The organism is Pseudoalteromonas sp. 2CM28B, from assembly GCF_023161935.1.
Genome location: NZ_JALNTH010000066.1, coordinates 1 through 21,663, shown reverse-complemented (window position 1 = coordinate 21,663; position 21,663 = coordinate 1). Strand labels below are relative to the sequence as shown.

The 21,663-nt window shown below is 41.2% G+C and carries 17 protein-coding genes; 7 read left to right on the top strand and 10 right to left on the bottom strand.

Annotated elements, in window-relative coordinates; genetic code table 11:
- Positions 1-80: 80 nt before the first annotated feature.
- The 6 genes from MTN96_RS35780 to MTN96_RS35755 all read right to left on the bottom strand — a co-directional run bounded on the left by MTN96_RS35780 (position 81) and on the right by MTN96_RS35755 (position 11,294).
- Positions 81-3,257, bottom strand: coding sequence for an amidohydrolase family protein (locus MTN96_RS35780; RefSeq protein ID WP_248534686.1), 3,177 nt, complete (start codon positions 3,255-3,257; stop codon positions 81-83).
- Positions 3,258-3,354: 97 nt separating this feature from the next.
- Positions 3,355-4,179 (bottom strand): M90 family metallopeptidase, encoded by an 825-nt coding sequence (locus tag MTN96_RS35775; protein ID WP_004588146.1) that lies wholly within the window; start codon positions 4,177-4,179, stop codon positions 3,355-3,357.
- 58 nt (positions 4,180-4,237) lie between these two features.
- A complete protein-coding gene (locus tag MTN96_RS35770; RefSeq protein WP_308200749.1) occupies positions 4,238-7,126 on the bottom strand; it encodes a diguanylate cyclase in 2,889 nt (962 codons plus the stop codon).
- A 355-nt stretch (positions 7,127-7,481) separates the two neighbouring features.
- Positions 7,482-8,120 (bottom strand): CatA-like O-acetyltransferase, encoded by a 639-nt coding sequence (locus MTN96_RS35765; RefSeq protein WP_248534688.1) that lies wholly within the window; start codon positions 8,118-8,120, stop codon positions 7,482-7,484.
- Positions 8,121-8,276: 156 nt separating this feature from the next.
- Positions 8,277-9,317: a Glu/Leu/Phe/Val dehydrogenase gene (locus tag MTN96_RS35760; protein WP_024033350.1), complete on the bottom strand. Its 1,041-nt coding sequence runs from the start codon at positions 9,315-9,317 to the stop codon at positions 8,277-8,279.
- A gap of 450 nt (positions 9,318-9,767) precedes the next feature.
- On the bottom strand, positions 9,768-11,294 hold the full coding sequence (locus MTN96_RS35755) for a fumarate hydratase (protein ID WP_004589406.1): 1,527 nt from the start codon (positions 11,292-11,294) through the stop codon (positions 9,768-9,770).
- A gap of 169 nt (positions 11,295-11,463) precedes the next feature.
- Here MTN96_RS35755 and pabB point away from each other — a divergent pair, with 169 nt between their 5' ends.
- The 3 genes from pabB (at position 11,464) to MTN96_RS35740 (ending at position 14,871) form a co-directional block, all read left to right on the top strand.
- On the top strand, positions 11,464-12,810 hold the full coding sequence (gene pabB, locus MTN96_RS35750; protein WP_054983087.1) for an aminodeoxychorismate synthase component I: 1,347 nt from the start codon (positions 11,464-11,466) through the stop codon (positions 12,808-12,810).
- A gap of 6 nt (positions 12,811-12,816) precedes the next feature.
- A complete protein-coding gene (locus MTN96_RS35745; RefSeq protein ID WP_039972509.1) occupies positions 12,817-13,392 on the top strand; it encodes a CoA pyrophosphatase in 576 nt (191 codons plus the stop codon).
- Between the two features lie 102 nt (positions 13,393-13,494).
- Positions 13,495-14,871, top strand: a complete 1,377-nt coding sequence (locus MTN96_RS35740) for an L-serine ammonia-lyase (protein WP_004589403.1) — start codon at positions 13,495-13,497, stop codon at positions 14,869-14,871.
- Between the two features lie 71 nt (positions 14,872-14,942).
- Here MTN96_RS35740 and cysB read toward each other — a convergent pair whose 3' ends face one another.
- On the bottom strand, positions 14,943-15,920 hold the full coding sequence (gene cysB, locus MTN96_RS35735; RefSeq protein ID WP_054983086.1) for an HTH-type transcriptional regulator CysB: 978 nt from the start codon (positions 15,918-15,920) through the stop codon (positions 14,943-14,945).
- A 293-nt stretch (positions 15,921-16,213) separates the two neighbouring features.
- On the opposite strand from cysB, the gene MTN96_RS35730 reads away from it, so the two are divergent.
- Positions 16,214-16,972, top strand: coding sequence for a hypothetical protein (locus tag MTN96_RS35730; RefSeq protein WP_054983085.1), 759 nt, complete (start codon positions 16,214-16,216; stop codon positions 16,970-16,972).
- A gap of 254 nt (positions 16,973-17,226) precedes the next feature.
- Here the strand turns inward: MTN96_RS35730 and MTN96_RS35725 are convergent, their stop codons facing one another.
- Positions 17,227-18,519, bottom strand: a complete 1,293-nt coding sequence (locus tag MTN96_RS35725) for an NCS2 family permease (protein ID WP_054983084.1) — start codon at positions 18,517-18,519, stop codon at positions 17,227-17,229.
- 117 nt (positions 18,520-18,636) lie between these two features.
- On the opposite strand from MTN96_RS35725, the gene MTN96_RS35720 reads away from it, so the two are divergent.
- The 3 genes from MTN96_RS35720 to MTN96_RS35710 all read left to right on the top strand — a co-directional run bounded on the left by MTN96_RS35720 (position 18,637) and on the right by MTN96_RS35710 (position 20,332).
- A complete protein-coding gene (locus tag MTN96_RS35720) occupies positions 18,637-19,092 on the top strand; it encodes a tetratricopeptide repeat protein (protein WP_024032355.1) in 456 nt (151 codons plus the stop codon).
- A 283-nt stretch (positions 19,093-19,375) separates the two neighbouring features.
- Complete coding sequence (locus MTN96_RS35715; RefSeq protein ID WP_054983082.1) at positions 19,376-19,810, top strand: SulA-like leucine-rich domain-containing protein; 435 nt, start codon at positions 19,376-19,378, stop codon at positions 19,808-19,810.
- Positions 19,811-19,852: 42 nt separating this feature from the next.
- Positions 19,853-20,332, top strand: coding sequence for a YchJ family protein (locus MTN96_RS35710; protein ID WP_029774254.1), 480 nt, complete (start codon positions 19,853-19,855; stop codon positions 20,330-20,332).
- 130 nt (positions 20,333-20,462) lie between these two features.
- Here MTN96_RS35710 and MTN96_RS35705 read toward each other — a convergent pair whose 3' ends face one another.
- Positions 20,463-20,765: a DUF6172 family protein gene (locus MTN96_RS35705; RefSeq protein ID WP_004589192.1), complete on the bottom strand. Its 303-nt coding sequence runs from the start codon at positions 20,763-20,765 to the stop codon at positions 20,463-20,465.
- A 190-nt stretch (positions 20,766-20,955) separates the two neighbouring features.
- Positions 20,956-21,483, bottom strand: a complete 528-nt coding sequence (locus MTN96_RS35700; protein WP_248534684.1) for a VC2046/SO_2500 family protein — start codon at positions 21,481-21,483, stop codon at positions 20,956-20,958.
- Positions 21,484-21,663: the final 180 nt, after the last annotated feature.

The window sequence follows — 21,663 nt, the reverse complement described above, 5'->3', positions numbered from 1 at the left end:
AAGTGCATAAAAAAGACCTGGCGCTTTCGCACCAAGTCTTTCATTAAAACCGTCAACCTATTTCAGGACGGGACATACAATTATAGCTTTTCAAAATAAAGTGGTTTTCGCTGCTTTTTACCCACTTCGTTCATTGTGCTTGCATCAAATAAACGCCCATTGATCATGGTGTAATCGACCTTATCTGAATCGCGAATATTTTTCAGCGGATCGCCATCAATAACAATTAAATCGGCAAGCTTACCTACTTCTAGCGAGCCTATATTTTTATCAAGCCCCAAGTATTTAGCAGGATCAAGCGTAGAGGCTCTAATTGCTTCAAGTGAACTCATACCGCCTTGAGCAAACATCCACATTTCCCAATGTGCACCTAAACCCTCGCGTTGTCCGTGAGCACCTAAATTTACCAGTACGCCTAGATCTTGCAGCTCTTTAGCAACGCGGGCGTTATTAAAGTGGTTATAGTGATGATCGGGCGCTTTTACTCGGCGCATAGCACGTGGCAATAGCTGATTTTTAGGCACAAACTTACTTAAACGCGGGTGATTCCACACATCTGTTTTATCGTACCAGTAGTTTTCTCCCCAAATTCCGCCATAGGCGACAACAAGCGTTGGGGTATAACCAACATCACTTTGCGACCATAATTGTTTTATATCATCGTAAATATGCTCAACCGGAATTGAGTGTTCAATGCCCGTATGCCCATCAACAACCATACTTAAGTTATGTTGTAGCAGTGAGCCGCCCTCTGGCACAACCATCATCTCAAGCTCACGCCCTGCTTCAATAACTTGTTGGCGCTGCTCACGGCGTGGCTGGTTGTACGATTTAACACTAAACGCCCCAACCTTTTTAAGACGCTCTAAATGAAATTTAGCATCATCTAGCGAATCAATATGCGAGGTGTAACCAGGCATATTTGCTCCATATAAAATGGTGCCGGTAGAAAAAATACGTGGCCCGACAATCATGCCGGCTTTTTGCATTTCACTGGCGGTAAATATTTCAGAGGTATCGTTTGATGGATCATGAATTGTTGTGACACCTAACGCTAAACCAGCATAGTTTTTCCAGTTTTGCTGAGGAATAATTTCATCGCTGGCTTGTGAGCCATGGGCATGCGCATCAACAATCCCAGGCATAATTGTTTTACCTGCTACATCGATAATTTCAGCCCCTTTAGGGATCGTTACCTCATCAGCAGTACCAATCGCTTTTATGCGTTTACCGTCTGTGATGATGACACCATTTTCAATGACTTGCTCACCCTTCATGGTAATAATGTTGGCGCCCTTTAGCGCAATCATGCCCTTTGGTGCAGCCATTTTTTTACTAAAGCTAATATTCTCACCGCTTTTTACTTTAAAGTCGGCATCATCGGCTTTATCAATAGCAAACATACCATCAAGGCTTGCATGGTATAGCTCGGGCCCTAAGCTCCAGTAGAGTGTGTTACTTTGAGCACTCCAACTTATATTTTCACCCGCACGCACAGATAGCTGCTCAATAGGAAACTGGTTATCTTTAGGACTTATTGTGATAGGTGCGCCGCTTTCTACCAGCGGGGTAACAAATACTTTAAAGCGCTCAGCAAACGCTAAGTATTTACCATCTGGTGAGACTCGAAATTCAGTCGCATGCTCTGATTCGTAAAGTTTACGAACGTTTTTAGTTTCAAGCTCCACAACACTTAAGGTAGGCTTAGGCCAAGGGCTCATGATAAATACACGGTCATTAGCGCTACCAAACTGAGGTTGGTACCCACTTTTAGAAATAAGCTCGCTCTCTCCCCCTTTTGCGCTTACTTTATAAATACCTGGGTTAAGTGACCACTTAGGATTTAAAATACTTCCGCCGGTGGCTTTACGATAAACGATTGTTTTGCCGTCAGGACTAAAAGTAGGCTCAACGTATTTACCCGGCTCACGGGTTATCGCCTCGCCGCGCCCGCTACGAGCAGAGACAACGCGAACAGTACCTTGCTTAGTATCACTCCAGGTGGTGTAAACAATCTTTTTCCCATCGCGGGAGTACTGCGGGAACAACTCATAATGATCAGTTTGTTTGGTTAAGCGCTTAATTTTACCAGAGTCTAAATCGCGTTTATAAATATAACCTAATGCTTCAAAAATCGCAGTTTCACCATCGGGGCTAACCTGCACGTTGCGCAACATTTTTACATCAAACTCATCGGTATCTAAATTTTGAGTAAAGCGTACCGCGGTTTGTATTTTTTTACTGGTGTTTACTTTAAAGGGAACACGCGCAACAGCTTTATCATCAACAGCAATTTTATGTATTGAACCGGAAGCCCAAAACACCAGTTCTTCGTTATCTGGGGTCCACGCAATTGTCGGATACACACCATGAATAGCCCAGGTTTCTTGCATATCGCGTTCAAGCTTGTCATAAAGCTTGGTGTGCTCGCCACTGGTTAGGTCGTATAAGTACAAGCTTGTTTGAAAGTCATCACGTCTTATATAGGCAAGCTTTTTACCATCAGGTGAAGGTGTGGGTCTTATTGCACCGCCCATGCCTTGTATTATGGTTTCTATTTCGCCTGTTTCTCTATCGTAGCGCTTAATTTTATAAATACCGGCAACAGAATCTTTAGAATAGTGAAAGGTTTTACCTGGTGTCGCGTCATGAGAAAAATAAACATAGCGCCCATCTGGTGAGAACATTGGCTCACCTAAGTCTTTTTGGTCGTTCTCACGTTTAGTAAGCTGAACACCTTTACCACCCGCTTTGTGGTAAAGCCACACTTCTCCAGCTCCTAGTGAGCGACTAGCGGTAAAGTGTTTGCGTGCGACAAGGTAATCGCCATCAGGGCTCCATGCGGGGCTGTTTAAAAGTCTAAAGGTTTCGTCAGTCACAGCGTGTTGATTGCTACCATCAACATCCATAACCCAAATATTATCACCACCGCCTTGATCTGAGGTAAACGCAATGTGTTTACCATCAGGGCTAAAGCGAGGCTGCATTTGCCAAGCAATATCTGAGGTGAGTTTAGTTGCTTCACCTCCGCTTATAGGCATAGTGTAAATGTCGCCAAGTAAGTCAAACACCAGCGTGTTGCCATCAGGACTAACATCAATGTTCATCCATGTGCCTTGCTCTGTGCTAATGGTGGCATCTACAAACTCACCTTTTGGTGAGTCTACCTGCCACTTTTCTTGCTCTTCGTTTGCGTGCGGCTGACCTATTGCAAGGGCGACTGATAAAGCCAGTGCAGTGTGAAGCATTTTTTTCATGCATTTCTCGCTTGTTATTATTGCAGTTAAACTCTCTAACACGATTGCAACAAAAACAGCGCTAACTTGCCAGCGTTATCAGACCAAGTACCAAAAATTAATGCCAAACTATGGGGTCAAATTGGTAGTAATCCACCAGCATTCTATAAATTTCAGGGTCGTGTTGCCTAAGCTGCGCCGGCTTTTCTAAAAAGGTCTCTGTGAGTACTGCAAAAAACTCAGCCTCGTTGGTGGCCCCATAACTATGAATAACGTGAGGCATGTTATAAGCAACATGACTTTTTAACTGCACAAATGCACGGCTAAACACTCGGGCCCACTCTTTATAAGCATTGGGGGTTTTTAATAATGGAGTGCCAGTGGTTTTTCCGGTTTCTTGGTCTAACTGGTGGGCAAATTCATGAAACACTAAATTATGGCCATCGCTTGGTAAACGGTTGCCTTCAAGTACATCGTGCCAACTTAGCACTAACGTGCCACCAGGCCACGACTCACCTAAGCGTACCGCGTTGTGGTAACTAACCAGCCCAGCACTATCTCGTGTAGATTGCGGCGCATAATACGCACTGGGGTAGAGCAAAATTTCTTTTACGTTTTTATAAAGTGGCCAAGGTTTATTAAGCACTAACACACAGGCATCGGCAGCAACTATCAGCTTCATGGCGGGGGTTAGCTTTAGTCCGTCTCGGCCTAAAAAGCGCTTTTCATTTAAAAACCATATTATGTGGCGCTCAAGCTTGGCTCTGTCGTTATCCGTCATCTTTTTATAGATAGGCATGCAACGAAGGAGTATTTCTTTTTGTTGAGAGTTTAAAACCGCGTTTTTATATTTTTTATTCCAAAGCCAGTTTTGTAGTGCCTGCCAGCGCCAATAAATTACAACAAAAATAGCCAAAGCAAAAATGAGTAGCCCGTTTATCATGGGGACATCCAAAATAAGTTAGTCTCTTATTAATATGTGCGCATGCACTCATTTTCAATCAGATAATTTCTGTGCAATTTCGTCCGCTATTTTTAGCTTTGTATAAAGCTTGATCTGCCCGCGATAAAAGGCGGTCGTAATCACCGACGTTGGTTGAGTCAGACAAGCCAAAACTGGCTGTTACACTTAACCCCTCACCCATGGCAGAAAAGTCATGCTGTGCAATGCTCTCGCGCAGTGCTTCGCATATGATTTTTGCTTCGCCGGCGGTTTTATCTGCAAAAACAATTGTAAACTCTTCACCGCCCCAGCGTGCTATATGCTGGTTTTCTTGGCAGCCATTTTTAAGCAGCTCTGCAATAGTACAAATCACTTTGTCACCAATAATATGCGACCAGTTATCGTTAATCCGCTTAAAGTGATCAATATCCAGTATAGCTATGGCTAGCGGCCGGTTTTGCTGTTTGTAAGTGGCAAAGTTATGGGCAAGCCAGCTATCAAAAGCACGCCTGTTAGGCATGTCGGTAAGTTGGTCGTGTGTTGCTTGGTATGCAAACGCATTGGCTTGCGTTTGTAGGTCTTGGGTTTGTTTTTCTACGCGATTAGTCAACTCTATTTCTATTTTTTTGTAGTGGTATAAACGGTATTTGTATATAGCAAAAATAACCATTAAAAATAATACAAATACTGCAAACTTAAATTGCGGTTTTTGCCAAAAAAATGACTGAATTACAATATTTACAGCTTGCTGATTATCTTGCCACTGTGCGTTAGGGTAACTTGCTCGTACCATAAAGGTATATTCCCCAGGCGGTAAGTTAGTGTACTCAGCACCGGTCATATGTTGGCGATTAACCCATTTATCGTTAAAGCCCTTTAATTGGGTTTGAAAATTTAATCGCTGCGGCATAATAAAGCTCAGCCCTGCATAATGAAACGATAAACGAGAAACCCCCGGAGGCAAAAATACCGACTCCCCTTCAAGCGGAAGCGCAATAGGCTTACCATCTACAAAAATATTTTCAATAATGGTCGGCAGCGCAATTTGCGTTGATGCTTGTAAGCGCGCTGGTTTTACGGTACTCACCCCCTTTGCGGTTGCAAACCAAATACTCCCATCGTTATGCGTTACAGCCGAAGGGGTTGAACCTCCGTTGGCCTGTGCACTTAACATCCCATCGCCTTCATCATACAGTTGATAGTTAAGAACGGGTGCTTTAGCGCTCGCGGGAGCGTCGAGGATTTGCTGTATATGATTTTTATCGATTTGAATAATTCCGCGGTTGCTCGAGAGCCAAAATGAGCCATTGTGCGGCACCACTTGAAATAGTTTATCGATAGGTAAACCTTGCTCTAAGCCAAGCATGGCCATTTTTCCGCTTGTTAGCTCATAGCGCACTAAGCCTCTATCTGTGGCCATCCAGGTATAGGTATCATCAATATAAAACCCAAACGCATATTGCGCAGAAAACTCACGAGGGAATTCAACCGTTGTAAATTGCTCACTAACAATATCAAATACCACCACCCCATTGCCGGTGCCTACCCAAATATTGCCTGCGTTATCTTCACTAAGTGCAAGTACAAACCCACTTGGTAAGTCTTTTTTATTTGTAAATTGATTTAAGCTGCCATCTTCATTGATGCGCGTCAGCCCCATAGCAGAGCCTATCCAAAAACGGTTTTTAGAATCAAATAATAAAGCCCTTACTTCGTTACTCCCAAGGCCAGTGCTACGATTAATAAACGGCGTAAAGGTATTATTAACTATTTTTAAAACACCTGAGGTATACGTACCTGCCCACACGCTACCATCGGGTGCTTCGTGTAAACTGAGCACAGAATAAGGACTGCTTTGTTTAGAGCCTGAAACCAAGGTAGCGCGATTATTTTTTATTATATTTAAGCCAGAGCTTCCCCCCACCCATAAACTGCCATCGGAGTGAGAAAGCACTGTGCGGGTATAATCCCCCGCTAAACCTCTTTTTTGGGTCCACGATGAAAACGGCGACTCACGCAGGCGAAACAATCCGGCGTTTGTGCCAATCCAAATACTGTTTTCTCTATCTTGTAACAAAGATAAAATACGGTTGGCGGGTAATCCGTTATTGGCATCTAACTGCTCTACGCCATCGGGCGATAACCTAAACACCCCTTTATTAATTGTGCCAAACCATAAATCTCCATGGTTATCCTCTAGTAAGCTAGAAATAGATTCATTGCTAAGCTTTTCATGTATCGGCTGAAACTGCGCATTGGTTTTGATCCACGCGCCTTTTTCGCTTCCTACAATAAGCGAGCCACCACGGGTAATTAATAAGTTATATACAGGTGCATTTGGTAAACCAAAGTGTGGCGTCATTAAGGTCGGTATTTTGTTATGTATTTTATAAAGGCCTGCACTGGTTGCTGCCCAAATAACCCCATCGTGATCTTCTATAACGCGATAAGCACTCACATTTTTAATAATTGCAAGGTCGGTATCGCTGTTATGTTCACGATAAAACACGCCGTCGTTTTCAAGGGCTAACCATAGGCTTTGATCAGCACTTTCAATTAAATGATTAACCATGGTTGATGCTGATCGCTTGGTATCCCACTGCCTATGTTGATATAAGCTAATTCCTCCACGCGACCCCGCTATGTATAACCCCCCACTATTTGTGGGAGTGAGTGCCCTTAAACCCGAGTCGGGTAAGTTATTAATATGAGCACGGGTTAATATCGTAAACTCTTGGCCATTAAAACGTGCCAAACCTTCCCATGTAGCAACCCATAAGTAGCCATCTTGGGTTTGCGTAACGCTATTAATACTGTTGTGTGGCAATCCAGAGCGGGTATTCCATGTTTCAGAAAAATAATCACTTAACGGTAAGCGGGTTTGCTCTTGGGCTTCACATAAAAACATGACGAAAAAAGAACATATAATGCTTAATTGTCTCATCATCAACTGCCTTAGTTATTCTTTTACTTGTGTGTAAGCGTTTTATCGTTATTTAAAAGGAGTAGGAAAGAATTTACTTGGCACTGAGCACACCAAAATTGTGCGCTCCAACAAAGCGTTAAAATCCCTATACGCATTGGGTGAATACACTAGGGTTTGTTTAAGCGCTAAAAGCGCATTAATTAAAACTAAACAATAGCGTAAACAACTAATAATACGTGCTAAAAAGCACCTTAAATAAGTCGCTAAAACTTAATGTCGTAAACGTATCAGCTAATCGTTACAAATTAACTTATATCGCCTATCTAACTAAAAATACTACCATAGCAAATAAATACATTGCATTAACTAAATTCAATTAACATTTACAAAAGTCGTCGATATTGTTTTGTAATACGTTTATAAACGCTGCGACGTGTAAACCATCCATTAGCGAATGATGCACATCAATCGAAAACGGCATTAGGCCCGTGGTTTTATCGTATTGGCCAAACACAAATTTAGGAATACCTAAGCTTTTTCCTTCACTAAAGGCATGCGAAAAACTACTAAAGTTCAGCCAAGGTAAAACCGATATATGTATCAAATCGGCCTGCCCTTCGGTTTGATTAAACGCCTGAGAAAATAACGGTTGAGATTTAGCATTGGCGCTTATAGCTGTGGCGTGCTGAGCAAATTTTTCAAGGCAAGGCGAATAATTAAAGTAACTAAATATAAACGAATCATCGCTAGCAAGCTCGACCACACTGGCTCTTACTTGCTTTAAGCGCCATGGACGTTCATTAATAATTCTTAGCATAATCGGGTTATAAGCGTGGCAAGCTTTTAATGTGGCATGCACATATGCTTGAAAAAAAGACAATTTATTTTGTTTACAATATTCAAATAAAGGCTTGGCGTTAAGTGTTACGCACACATTAAAATATGGCTGGGTAAAGTTTTTAAATAATTCGAAGTGTTGTTGGCGAGGCCATTTAACAAGGTCGATGGGCTCCATTAAGGCGTTTGTATCAGTCATAATATCCATAAGCTTGTCGTTAACGATTAGGCCGCATTGCCTTAAGGGTCTTGGCCACAAAAAAATTACCACGCCACAGAGTATAAACAAAAAAGGCGTACCACTGTACGCCTTAGTTTAAATAAACGGGTAAATTTACAGGCCGTTTTGAATTATCTCTTGCGCTAACTCATCGGCAATCAAATGCGTTGATTTTTGCTCTTTTTCACTACGGGTGAATATTTCGGTTAAGGTATCAAAAATACCTTCAACATGTTTATTAGACGCCGCCTCACTGTAGCCTTGTGGTGCAGTTTCGTAATACACATTAATAATGCCACCAGCGTTAATAACGTAATCGGGTGCATACAAAATACCTTTTTCACGAAGGACTTCACCGTGGCGAGACTGCGCTAGCTGATTATTAGCACACCCAGCAATAATGGTTGCCTTAATACGTGCAATGGTTTCATCATTAATGGTGGCACCTAATGCACAAGGTGCGTATACATCAACATCAAGGTCGTAAATTTCATCAATACCCACCGCCGTAGCGCCAAAGTCATTTACTACGCGCTCTACAGCATCTTGATTGATATCTGTTACAAATAATTTTGCACCAGCTTGGGCTAAATGCTTACATAAACCATAGGCGACCGCACCTAAACCTTGTACAGCCACTTTAATGCCCGCAAAATCTTGATGTCCGCGTTGGTGCTGTAATGCCGCTTTAATTCCTAAAAACGTACCGTAAGCTGTAAAAGGTGACGGGTTACCGCTTTTCCCTTCCAAGCCCAGCACATAATTTGTTTCTTTATTCATTAAAGCAACGTCATCACATGTAATGTTTACATCTTCGGCAGAGTAGTAACGGCCATTTAATCGCTCTAATTGACGACCAAAAGCTCGAAATAACTGCTCTGATTTAATCTCTTTTGCATTGCCAATAATAACCGATTTACCACCACCAAACGGTAGGCGAGCAACCGCATTTTTATAGGTCATCCCTTTTGAGAGACGTAAAACATCGTAAACGGCATCTTCATCGTTGGCATAGTCCCACATTCTACAACCACCAACAGCAGGGCCAAGGTTAGTATTATGTACGGCAATAATTGCTTTTAAACCTGACGCTTCGTCAGAACAAAAAACCACTTGTTCGTGGTTATCAAATTCAGCTTGATTAAACACAGCCACTGTAATTACTCCAAAATAGTTTACCCGTGAGAGGGATGAGCGCTGGAAATTGACGAAACTTTACCACTTCATTTTTAAGGGTGCCACATAATGAGAAGTTAAACCCGTAAAAAGCCAGCCTTGTGAATTAATAAATCTAAATAACAACAAAATACGGATATAAAATTCAATAAAAGGCATATAAATTAAATTTAAAGCTAACAACACCGTTAAAAAGCGCCTTCACATTTACGTGAACGTAAAGGTAATACCAAGTGTAAACCTTGTATTACACAGTTCCCCTCCCAGCAAAGTCGCACAGTGTATACGTTTATGAAGAAAAAAGCAGATTTACCACAACTGGTCTGAGGTGTTTATTTGAAGGGGCTATTTACGCTTTTTTAATATTTCATAAAACAAATACAAAAAAAGCGAGCCTAAGCTCGCTTTTTTATTAGATTACATAAACCTTTATTTAAGCTTGCCGTCTAGCTCTTCAATTTTAGCTTTCCAAATTGCAGGGCCTTGCGTGTGTGCGTTAGCACCTTCGCTGTCTACAGCAACCGTAACTGGCATATCTTCTACTTCAAATTCGTAGATTGCTTCCATACCTAAATCTTCAAAGGCAACCACGCGTGCTTTTTTAATTGCTTTAGATACTAAGTATGCCGCACCACCTACAGCCATTAAATAAACCGATTTATGCTCTTTAATCGACTCAACTGTAGCAGGACCACGCTCAGCTTTGCCTATCATGCCTACAATGCCGGTTTTTTCCAGCATCATATCGGTAAATTTATCCATACGTGTTGCGGTCGTAGGGCCTGCAGGGCCTACGGCTTCATCACCTACAGCATCAACTGGGCCAACGTAATAAATAAACTTATTATCAAAATCAACGCCCTCAGGTAAACCTTCACCTGAATTGATCATATCTTGTAAGCGTTTATGAGCAGCATCACGGCCTGTTAAAATAGTGCCTGAGAGTAAAACAGTTTCTCCCATTTTCCACTCGCGGGTGTCTTCTTTAGTTAACGTATCTAAATTAACACGGCGAGTTCCTTCACCTACTTCAAACGTCACTTCTGGCCAGTCTTCTAGCTTAGGTGCTTTTAAATCTGCAGGGCCTGAGCCGTCTAGTGTAAAGTGTACGTGGCGCGTAGCTGCACAGTTAGGGATCATCACAACAGGTTTTGATGCCGCATGCGTAGGCGCTGTTTTTACTTTAATATCAACAACCGTTGTTAAACCACCTAAACCTTGCGCGCCAATACCTAGTTTGTTAGCACGTTCAAAAATTTCTAAACGCAGTTTTTCTTCCGTTGTTTCTGCACCGCGCTCCATAAGCTCATGAATATCAACCGGGTCCATTAACGACTCTTTTGCCATTACCGCTGCTTTTTCGGCGGTTCCACCAATGCCTATACCTAGCATGCCTGGCGGGCACCAACCAGCGCCCATTGTCGGTAGCGTTTTTTCTACCCATGCAGCTACATCGTCAGATGGGTTTAGCATAACCATTTTACTTTTGTTCTCTGAGCCGCCGCCTTTCGCTGCAACCATTACTTCTACTTCGCCACCCGCCACTAAATCAATGTGTACAACTGAAGGGGTATTATCTTTAGTGTTTTTACGTGTGCCAGCAGGGTCAGCTACAATAGAAGCGCGTAGTGGGTTATCTGGATTTAAATATGCGCGACGTGTGCCTTCATCAACCATTTGTTGTACGGTTAAATCTGTTTTATCCCACTTAACATCCATCCCTACTTTTACAAAACAGGTAATAATACCCGTGTCTTGACACAATGGACGCTTGCCTTCAGCCGACATACGCGAGTTAATTAAAATTTGCGCGATTGCATCTTTTGCAGCCTTGCTTTGTTCTTTGTTGTAGGCTTTTTCTAGCGCTTGAACAAAATCAAGGGGATGATAAAAAGAGATATATTGCAACGCATCTTCAATGCTATCAATAAAGTCTTGCTGACGGATTGTACTCATAGTGGTTCCTTAAGTTAGCGTTACGCTTAAGCGTAATCTATACCAAACCGGTGACGGTGGTTTGCACTGTTTTAATTACAACGTAGATTTGATACTAAACGCTGCCAAAAAAATTTGACTTATGATACCCTCCCAGCCCGTTTCGAGCCAGTTCTTAAAGGGGCAGTAAATGCTAAACAATGAAAAAAATTGTGTAAAATTAGCCATAACACAAAACTGCATTGATGTTTTCGCGCATTTTGCGCATTTACCCTATGCCGTATTACTAGACTCAGCCAATAGCGAGCACATAAATAGTCGCTTTGATATTATTGCGATAGAGCCTCACGCTATTTTAGAAGTAAACAATAATCATAGCGTATTTAATCAGCAGCTTGACTCGCGTAGCCCCTTTACAATAATGAACGAAGAACTAAGTAAACTTAGCGCGCAAAAAGCCGCTAATAACCTGCCTTTTAACGGCGGCTGGCTTGGTTATTTTGGTTACGATTTAGGGCGTATTATTGAGCACATGCCACGCACGGCAAAACACGATATAACGTTGCCACAAATGGCCATTGGCCTTTATTTAGATGCGCTGATATTTGATAAACACCAGCAAAGCTGGTTTTACGTTTCTCAGCCTAACGTGAACCGTTTAGCGCTTTACCAGCAGTATTTAGCAAACGATGCAGCGCCTGCACAGTTTTCGCTCACCAGCGCTTGGCACTCAAATATGAGTGAGCATGAATACGCTGACAAATTTGCGCAAATACAAGATTATTTAAAAAGTGGTGATTGCTATCAAATCAACCTAGCACAGCGCTTTAGTGCCGGTTTTAAAGGCGACCCTTTCCAAGCCTACAAAGTATTGCGTGAGGCTAATAAAGCGCCATTTTCTAGCTTTATTAACCACCCACGTGGCGCCATTTTATCAATATCGCCAGAGCGCTTTATTGCAGTTCACGACAATATAGTTGAAACAAAACCTATCAAAGGCACTTTGCCACGCATGGCAGATGCAATCGCAGATCAACAGCAAGCCAGAGCCCTTGAAAACTCAACCAAAGACCGCGCAGAGAACGTAATGATTGTTGATTTACTGCGTAACGATTTAGGTAAAGTTGCAAAACCTGGCTCTGTAAAGGTGCCCTCACTTTTTGCTATTGAGAGCTTTCCGGCAGTGCATCACTTAGTGAGTACCGTAACGGCAGAGCTAGATGAAAGCAAAACGTGTGTTGATCAACTTGAAGCAGCATTTCCCGGTGGGTCAATCACTGGCGCGCCTAAAATTAGAGCTATGGAGATAATTGAAGAGCTAGAGCCTCATAGGCGTAGTATTTACTGTGGCTCTATAGGGTATTTAAGCGCCTGCGGTAATATGGATACCAGTATTACAATCCGTACATTGGTTTGTCATAACGAACACATTTATTGCTGGGCCGGTGGTGGTATTGTCGCTGATTCTAAAGTCGAATTGGAATACCAAGAAACATACGATAAAGTGAATAAAATACTTCCTTTATTAAAACAGTAGAACGCTTTGAATAGTGAACATATTATGGCGCGGTTTCAGCTAAGCCCTACTGCCGCGCCAAACCAAATAAAAGATACCCGTAAAAAGCGTGCCAGTGCGGTTATGCTGCCTATTATTGATGTTGATAACCACGCGCATATTTTATTGTGCAAACGCCCTACTTATTTACATCATCACCCTGGGGAAATTTGTTTACCCGGCGGTAAATTTGAGCAAAGCGATAAACACCTGCGCACCACAGCGCTTCGAGAACTACACGAAGAGCTTAATATAGCGCCAAGTAATGTTAAAGTGCTCGGGCAGCTGCCACAATACTCTACCCTAACTGGCTTTAGCATTAGCCCATTTGTGGGTTTACTTGATGAACACACAGTATGGGAGAACGATTATAATGAAGTGCAAGCTAGCTTTTTACTGTCGCTTACCCAGCTTTCAAACGAGGCCAATTGGCAACCCATTCCTTTTCAACGTTTTGGCAAAACCATCACCTTGCAAGGGTTTAGTACACCGCACGGATTACTGTGGGGAGCAACGGCTAGCATTATAAAAAACTTTACAAAACAGCTTGCCCTACCAGTGTAAAACTTACGGCCAAATAGTTACATAATATAGAATTAACGTTATGATACTCGACCGTTCAAAGAACAGCTTTCGGGCTGAGTAAATAAAGTAGAGACCCATAGTATGATCAGTGCATTTGATATGTTTAGCATTGGTATTGGCCCATCGTCGTCACATACCGTTGGCCCAATGCGTGCCTCGCGCTTATTTGTTAATGACCTACAAGAGCAGCAACTTTTAACCTCTGTTACCGATATAAAGGTAGAGCTTTATGGCTCACTGGGTCAAACCGGCGTAGGCCATGGTTCTGGTAAAGCCGTTATATTAGGGCTTGCCGGCTACGACCCAGAAACAATAGATGCCGATTTAGTTGACGATATCCTTGCCACCATTGAAAAAGAGCAAGTGATATACCTCAACCAAACCCATAAAGCGAACTTTCCTAAGCAAGGGGCTATTGTTTTTCATCGCCGTAAAACGTTACCTAAGCACTCTAATGCCATGGAAATTATTGCCTCAAATAATGGCGAAAAAGTATATAGCAAAGTGTACTACTCTATTGGCGGCGGCTTTATTGTTACCGATGAAGAATTTGAAAACGAAAAACAAGCAGCCCTTGATATACGCGAGCAAAACCCGGCTCCTTACCCGTTCGAAAGTGCAAAAGATTTACTAGAGCTGTGTAAAGAATCCGGCTTTAGTGTATCTACTTTAATGATGCATAACGAAAAAACGCTGCGCAAAGAAGACGATATTAAAGACGAGCTGTTTAATATTTGGCAAGTAATGAAAGCCTGTATTGAACGTGGCATGCGCACCGAGGGAATTTTACCTGGTGGTTTAAAAGTTAAACGCCGTGCACCTAGTTTGTATTTAAAGCTAAATGTAGAAGTGAGTAATGACCCACTCAGAGCAATGGATTGGGTGGATTTATTTGCCTTAGCTGTAAATGAAGAAAATGCCGCGGGTGGGCGCGTAGTCACGGCGCCAACAAATGGTGCTGCGGGTATATTGCCGGCCGTTTTAATGTACTACCACACATTTATTAAAGAAGTGGACCGCGACATAGCCACACGCTATTTATTAACCGCAGCGGCGATTGGTATTTTATACAAAAAAAATGCCTCTATTTCGGGCGCAGAAGTAGGCTGTCAAGGTGAAGTAGGTGTTGCCTGTTCAATGGCTGCCGGCGCACTCACCGAAATTGTTGGTGGTAATGTAGTACATGTTGAAAACGCCGCCGAAATAGGCATGGAACATAATTTAGGCTTAACCTGCGACCCTGTAGGCGGATTGGTACAAGTACCGTGTATTGAGCGCAATGCCATGGGTGCCATTAAAGCAATTAATGCCTCTCGCCTAGCAATACGTGGCAGTGGCGAGCAAAAGGTGTCGCTTGATAAAGTGATTAAAACCATGCTCGATACCGGTAACGACATGAAAACCAAATATAAAGAAACCGCACGCGGTGGATTAGCGGTAAACATTATTGAATGTTAAGCGTATAAAAACAAAAAACCGCGTATTTTAGCAATACGCGGTTTTTTAGTATTTGTATACTTAAAGTCTTACTATTTTACTGGCAGTTCTATGTCGGAAAATAACGCATCAACATCTTCTTGATTACGTAATAAGCTTGCTCGCTCTACTCGCTCTTTAGTTAAATGCGGGGCAAAACGCTCAATAAAGTCATACATATAAGTACGTAAAAAACTGCCCTTTCTAAAGCCAATTTTAGTTGTGCTAGCTTCAAATAAATGGCTGGCATCAATACACACTAAATCTGTGTCACTTAATTGATCAACGGCCATTGAAGCGACTACACCTACACCTAGCCCTAACCTTACATAAGTTTTAATTACATCGGCATCGGTTGCAGTAAACACAATGTGCGGCTCAAGGCCGTGCGCGTTAAATGCTTTATCAAGCTCAGAGCGCCCAGTAAACCCAAATACATACGTAATAAGCGGATACTGCGCTATATCAGCAACGGTTAAATTGTCGGCCTTTTGTGCTAGAGGGTGATCTTTTGCCACCACAATGCTGCGGTTCCAATGATAGCAAGGCAGCATAACTAAATCTGAGTATAAATGAAGTGCTTCAGTTGCAATGGCAAAGTCTGCGTCACCGCGCGCTGCCGCATCAGAAATCTGTTGTGGTGTACCTTGATGCATATGCAGCGAAACTGCTGGGTATTTTTTCATAAAGCCCTGAATAACACTTGGCAAAGCATAACGAGCTTGCGTATGTGTGGTGGCTATATTTAGTTTACCCTGATCAGGCAGCGTGTGCTCATTAGCAACCGCTTTTATACCTTCGACTTTAGATAAAATTTCGCGAGAAATGTTAATTATTTCTTCGCCGGCACCTGTAACATGCGTTAAATGCTTACCACTGCGGCCAAAAATTTGTACACCTAGCTCATCTTCAAGCATGCGCACTTGTTTAGATATACCAGGCTGTGAGGTAAATAAACTCTCAGCAGTTGCTGATACGTTTAGCTTATGGTTTTGAACTTCTACGATGTATCTAAGTTGTTGTAATTTCATGGTTGCAGTTTTTAACGTTATTATTAAGCTTATATGATGGTAATACTAAGCAAAACCAAGTTTAAATTAGTTAAAACTTGGCAAAGTAAGCACGTATATTTTCATTATTTAAGCATTAAGGCTAGCATAATAAACCCGCTGCAGATAGCGATGTTTATTCAGGTTCAACTTATAATACATTATTCTTATATCTAATTTTTAACATATTTTTAAGTTAATCAGCGCAAAGCTACCCTCAAAGCATATATTTGATGTAATATAAAAAAATAGATTATGAATCCGAGAATTAAGCCATGATCGTTTCGATTATAATTGTGCTTATAGTGGCACTGATAGTGATTGCACTGTGGGTAAGCGCTGTACAGCAGCACAAAGAAAAGCAAGAAATTGAACGTCGCAAAGAATTAACAAAACAAAAAGCGATAATTGAAGAAACCGAAGAAGCACTTATAAATAGCGCTAATATACCGCTTTCTGAAAACATTATACGCGTTTTACAACGTAGATGTTACGAAGCACTAAACGCTATGGTGAACCATTCACCTAATTCTAAAGCATTAAAAAGCAGAATGAACGAAGCTAAAGAAAAGCTAAGTGGAGCAGTTCAAGGTAATAGCAGCGACAATTTATCGTTACCAAGTAACGATAAGCAGTTAGTCTCGTTAATTCAGGGCATAAAAAAGCTTAGAGTTATTATGCGCTCTGAGCACAGTAAAGGCCGTGTAGATAGCCAAATATTTGCAGCAGAAGATAAGCGCCTTGAAAAGTTACAACTCAGAATTAACATAGAAAGCCAGATTAAACGCGGTTTATCTGCTCGCTCAGCGAGCATGGTGGGCTCTGCTAGGCAATATTTTGAAAAAGCCTATGCAACACTTAGTGCCGTTACCTATTCTGATGAATACGTAAACGCAAAACGCCAAGAAGTTGAAGCCTATTTAGAAGAAATAAGCACAGAACTAAAAGCATCAAACGCCACTGCCTTGAAGAAAAAAGCAGAAGCAGAGCAAGATGACTTAGACGTATTATTTGCACCTAAAAAGAAATGGTAATTTTAAATACCCAAAAGAAAGCCCATACATAATGTATGGGCTTTTTTGTATCTGTTAAGCTGTTTTTACCAATGGGTAAATACTAACGTATTTTGAGGCACTACCTAGCGCTCACCACGTTATAAACGCTTATTTACCACAACATAGATACGCAAGGTATAACAATGCAGTGGCAATGAGCGATAGCCACTAAATAATAAATGTTTACCCACCCTCAAACTAAGCCTCTTAGCTAAAAGAATGGGTATTAGCTATTATGATAAAAATGCAAACTTGATAATAAATAACGCTGTTAAAATCCACACGCTAATACTAACCTGATCGCGTTTACCACACAGTACTTTAACCGCAGTATACGATATAAAACCAAGAGCAATACCATGCGCAATAGAGAATGTAAGCGGCGTCATAAGTAGTACTACACTTACCGGAATTGCATCGCTCATGTCATCCCAGTTTACAAACTTAAGGTTTTGCAGCATTAATACCGCAACGTATAAAATAGCACCCGCTGTTGCATAAGCCGGCACCATTTGCGCAAGCGGCGCAAAAAACATCATTAGTAAAAAGCATATACCCACAACAACAGCTGTTAAGCCAGTACGCCCACCAACCGATACACCGGCCACAGACTCAATATAAGAAGTAGTGGTAGAAGTACCTAACATTGCCCCCGCAATAGTAGCTGTACTATCGGCACTTAAAGCACGCCCTAAACGTGGCATATTGCCTTTTTCATCGGTTAAGCCTGCTTTTTGAGTTACCGCAACTAACGTGCCTGATGTATCAAATAAATCAACAAACAAAAACGCAAAAATTACACTCAGCATAGAAAGCTCAAAGGCCGCTGCAAAATCAAGTTGCATGAAGGTAGGTAAAATAGACGGTGGCATTGACATTACGCCGTGGTACTCAACTAAGTCGAGGCTTAACGCAATGCCCGTTACTAGCAAAATGCTAATAAGTACGCCGCTTTTTATATCACGATAAAGCAAAGCAGCAATGACAAAAAAGCTTAAAATAGCTAATAAAGGACCTGCCGAAGTAATATCGCCAAGCTGTACTAATGTAGCTGGGCTTGAAACAATAATGCCTGCATTTTTAAGCGCAATTAACGCTAAAAACGCACCAATACCAGTGGCAATAGCCTGCTTTAAAACCAAAGGAATAGCATTAATTATCCACTCTCTGACCTTAAACAAACTTAATATTAAAAATATACAACCAGACATAAATACCGCACCTAATGCAGCTTGCCAGCTATAACCCATGCCCAGTACAACACCGTAAGTAAAAAATGCGTTTAAACCCATGCCCGGCGCAAGTGCTAAAGGGTAATTAGCCCACAATCCCATAATAAAACAGCCAATAGCAGCCGCAATACAGGTAGCAACAAATGCAGCACCTTGATCCATGCCTGCTTCCGCAAGCATTGCAGGGTTTACAAATACAATGTAAACCATAGTAATGAAAGTAGTGATTCCAGCAATGCTTTCGCGTCGCACATTGGAGTTATTTTCGCGGAGTTTAAATAGAGCTTCGAGCATAATAGACTTGTGATAGTAAAAAGTGACGTGATTTTACCATAAAATTAAGTATAAACAGGACATTTTACCTTGCGATATACTAAACTGTTGACGTAGAAACTATAAAAAAGAAAATATATGAATAAGACTCAGCCTAGCGGACAAGACTTAGAGCAGCAATTAAACAATATTTTAGATTTTGTAACACAGCCTACAAACCACAGCGCTGAAAACAATAGTGATGTAAGTGAGCAAACAACACTTAACAAAGCACTGTATTATTTAAAGCATAACCAAGCACCGTTGGCAGCTAAGTGGATGCGCCTTGCCGCAATGGCCGGAAATCATCGCGCCCAGTTTTATTTAGGGTTATTTTTTGTCAAAGGCCAAGGCGTACCAAAAAGCGTATTTCACGCAGCAGCATGGTTAAGTTTAGCCAGCAGCCAAGGCTATGAACCGGCAACCGCTGCTTTAAATGATTTAAGAAAATATATCGACACCAAACGTCTTAAAGACGCTCAGTGCTATGCAGCCAGTTTGTATGAGCAAATCCACCAAATTCAGTTTGCCCACTTAATCCCAAAAAATGACTAACTACTGTATAGCTAACAGCTAAGCACTGTAAAACACACTAAAATAACTGTATAGCCATCCCTTAAGTACTGTATAACGCTGCTACACTTTATACAGTACTGCAAACACCCTCAGCTTTCACTTACACGGCTTAAATTATAACCCACTGTTTTTAAAGTGTTATTTTTATTATTTATTTTTTAAAACCATTAACTGTATAAAAAATAACAAAAAACGCTTGCACACAACAACTGTATAAACTACTGTATACATGTACTGTATATAAACCCAGTGAGTGAGACCTATGCTACAGCCAATTACCGTAAGAACCGTTAAAAGCTACCAACAACATGATGAAAGTGAGTCGGTAAACTTAATAAAAGTAGAAGATGAAATTTCTGCTACGTTTGAGATGCTAAAAGTGTTGCACCAATACAATAGCTCTAACGCGTGGACCTTACTGATTGCGCCCGACCATGTACCTAGTAAAGCCTTGTTAGATAGCTGCTCTATAGATACCAGCAAACTGCTTGTAATAAGACAAAAGCATTTAGTAAATTTAGAGTATGTGCTTAATTCAGCACTTCATAATGGTAACTTTGCAGCCATAATCACGTGGACAGATATAGTAAGTGAGCAGCAGCTTGTTAATTTATCGCTTAATTTAGACAAAAGAAGCGCTAAGCTATTTTGCTTTACTAAAAAAACCAGTACTACAGCAATATCACTTACTCAATAAGCTTGGTAAAATACATTTTTAATTTATGTTAATTAGTATTTTATGAGTGTAACCAGTACTAGCGCTTGCTTATGCAACAGTCAGCTTAATTATGGCGACTGTTGCCAGCCTTATCATCTTGATATAAAAACCCCAGCCACACCTGAGCAACTAATGCGTTCGCGCTTTAGTGCTTATGCATTAAAAAATGCATCTTATGTATTTAAAACTTACGCCAAAGAAAAACAAGCACAAAACCCAGTAAATGAAATTGCTGACTTTGCTAATAGCTGCCGCTTTGTAAAATTAGTTGTGCGCGATACGCAGCAAAGTGATGAGCGAGGTTATGTTGCCTTTAACGCGTATTATTTTTACCAAAACTTATATTGTGAGTTGGATGAGAAATCAGACTTTATAAAAGAGGACGGTGAATGGCGTTATTTAGAGGGAATTATTAATCCGGTCGCCGATATAAAAGTTGCCAGAAACGACCCCTGCCCATGTGCAAGCGGTAAAAAATATAAAAAGTGTCACAGTGTATAAAATAAGCTAAACACTTAGCATAAAAATAGCTTTTTATTTAAGCGCTACTCTATACCACTAAACATGTTAATAACTGCCATAAACAAAAAATGGACCATCTAGGTCCATTTTCTACAATATTGCTATTGGTTTATTCATCATCATCTAGATCGAACGATTCACGCTGCGCAGGTCTAGCTAAAATCTCAACATAGAATGAAGTAAGCGCCTGCTTTTCGATTTCGCTGATCTTGTTGTTAATTTCAGCTACGTGAACAACTTCGGCATCATCGGCACTTGTGCCAAACTTACAGTCAAACGCCCAGTAATCAGCTTCAACAGGTAGCGTTTTATTGCGCTCTCTTTTCAAATATTTTTTCACTTCATGCTTTGCAGCATCAACCATACGAGGGTATTTGATTTTCTCATGATTTAGCGTGAATGTTTTCTTCATTACGTTCCTAATTACCTTGATTTAATGATAATGGCACTCAAGTCATACCATTTGCAGCCATTATAGCAATTGCATTTAATTTGTGGATGCTTTTTTTAAACAAAAAAAGAATTGTTCTATTTTATTGCATAACCGGTTATTAAATATAAGGTGTTTTAGGCTTTTAAAACGCACAAGTGTTAAATTATTTTTATGCGTTAGCAACAAGCAATGGCTTATGTATAGCCCCATTAGTTAAATCGTCATAAAATGCTGCGGCGTCCATTTGTGGGCTTGCAAGCGCGGTGTGCGTGTCATTTAAGCGCCTGCGTACTGATAGTTCACAATTATCGATTACTGTTAAAGGAATATGTAACTTGTCATCTCTAATCGCTAGTGGCTCAGGGTTTAAGCAGTGGCTTAATTTTATTGCTTTCATGCCTGCTTGCTCGCCTTGTTGAACAATCACCGACGCGTGCTCTTGCCCTATGGTCATATCAAATTTTTCGGGAGCTAATAATTGCTTTGGTCCAGCACCAAAGCGCTCCCTTAACTGTTCTTCGTCTACATAAGCACTATGCGTTTCACTTTTTGGCAAGTGAAATTGACTAAAATCCAGCGCATCGTGCGATAGCATCGCTAATAAAAGTGAGAATTCGCCTCTGCGATTTTCATGCACACTTTTATTTAGCCTGGTCTTTAGTTGACTCTCTGTGATTAACAAATCATCGATTTGCATAGTCTTTAGCCGATTATGATAACTGATAGATATTTATCGGCTTTATTTCAAATTTCTTTAGCTTTTTTCTTTACTTAAATACGCAGTTTGCTATTATCAGCGCCGTTGCATTGGAGGGGTTCCCGAGCGGCCAAAGGGATCAGACTGTAAATCTGACGGCTCAGCCTTCGCTGGTTCGAA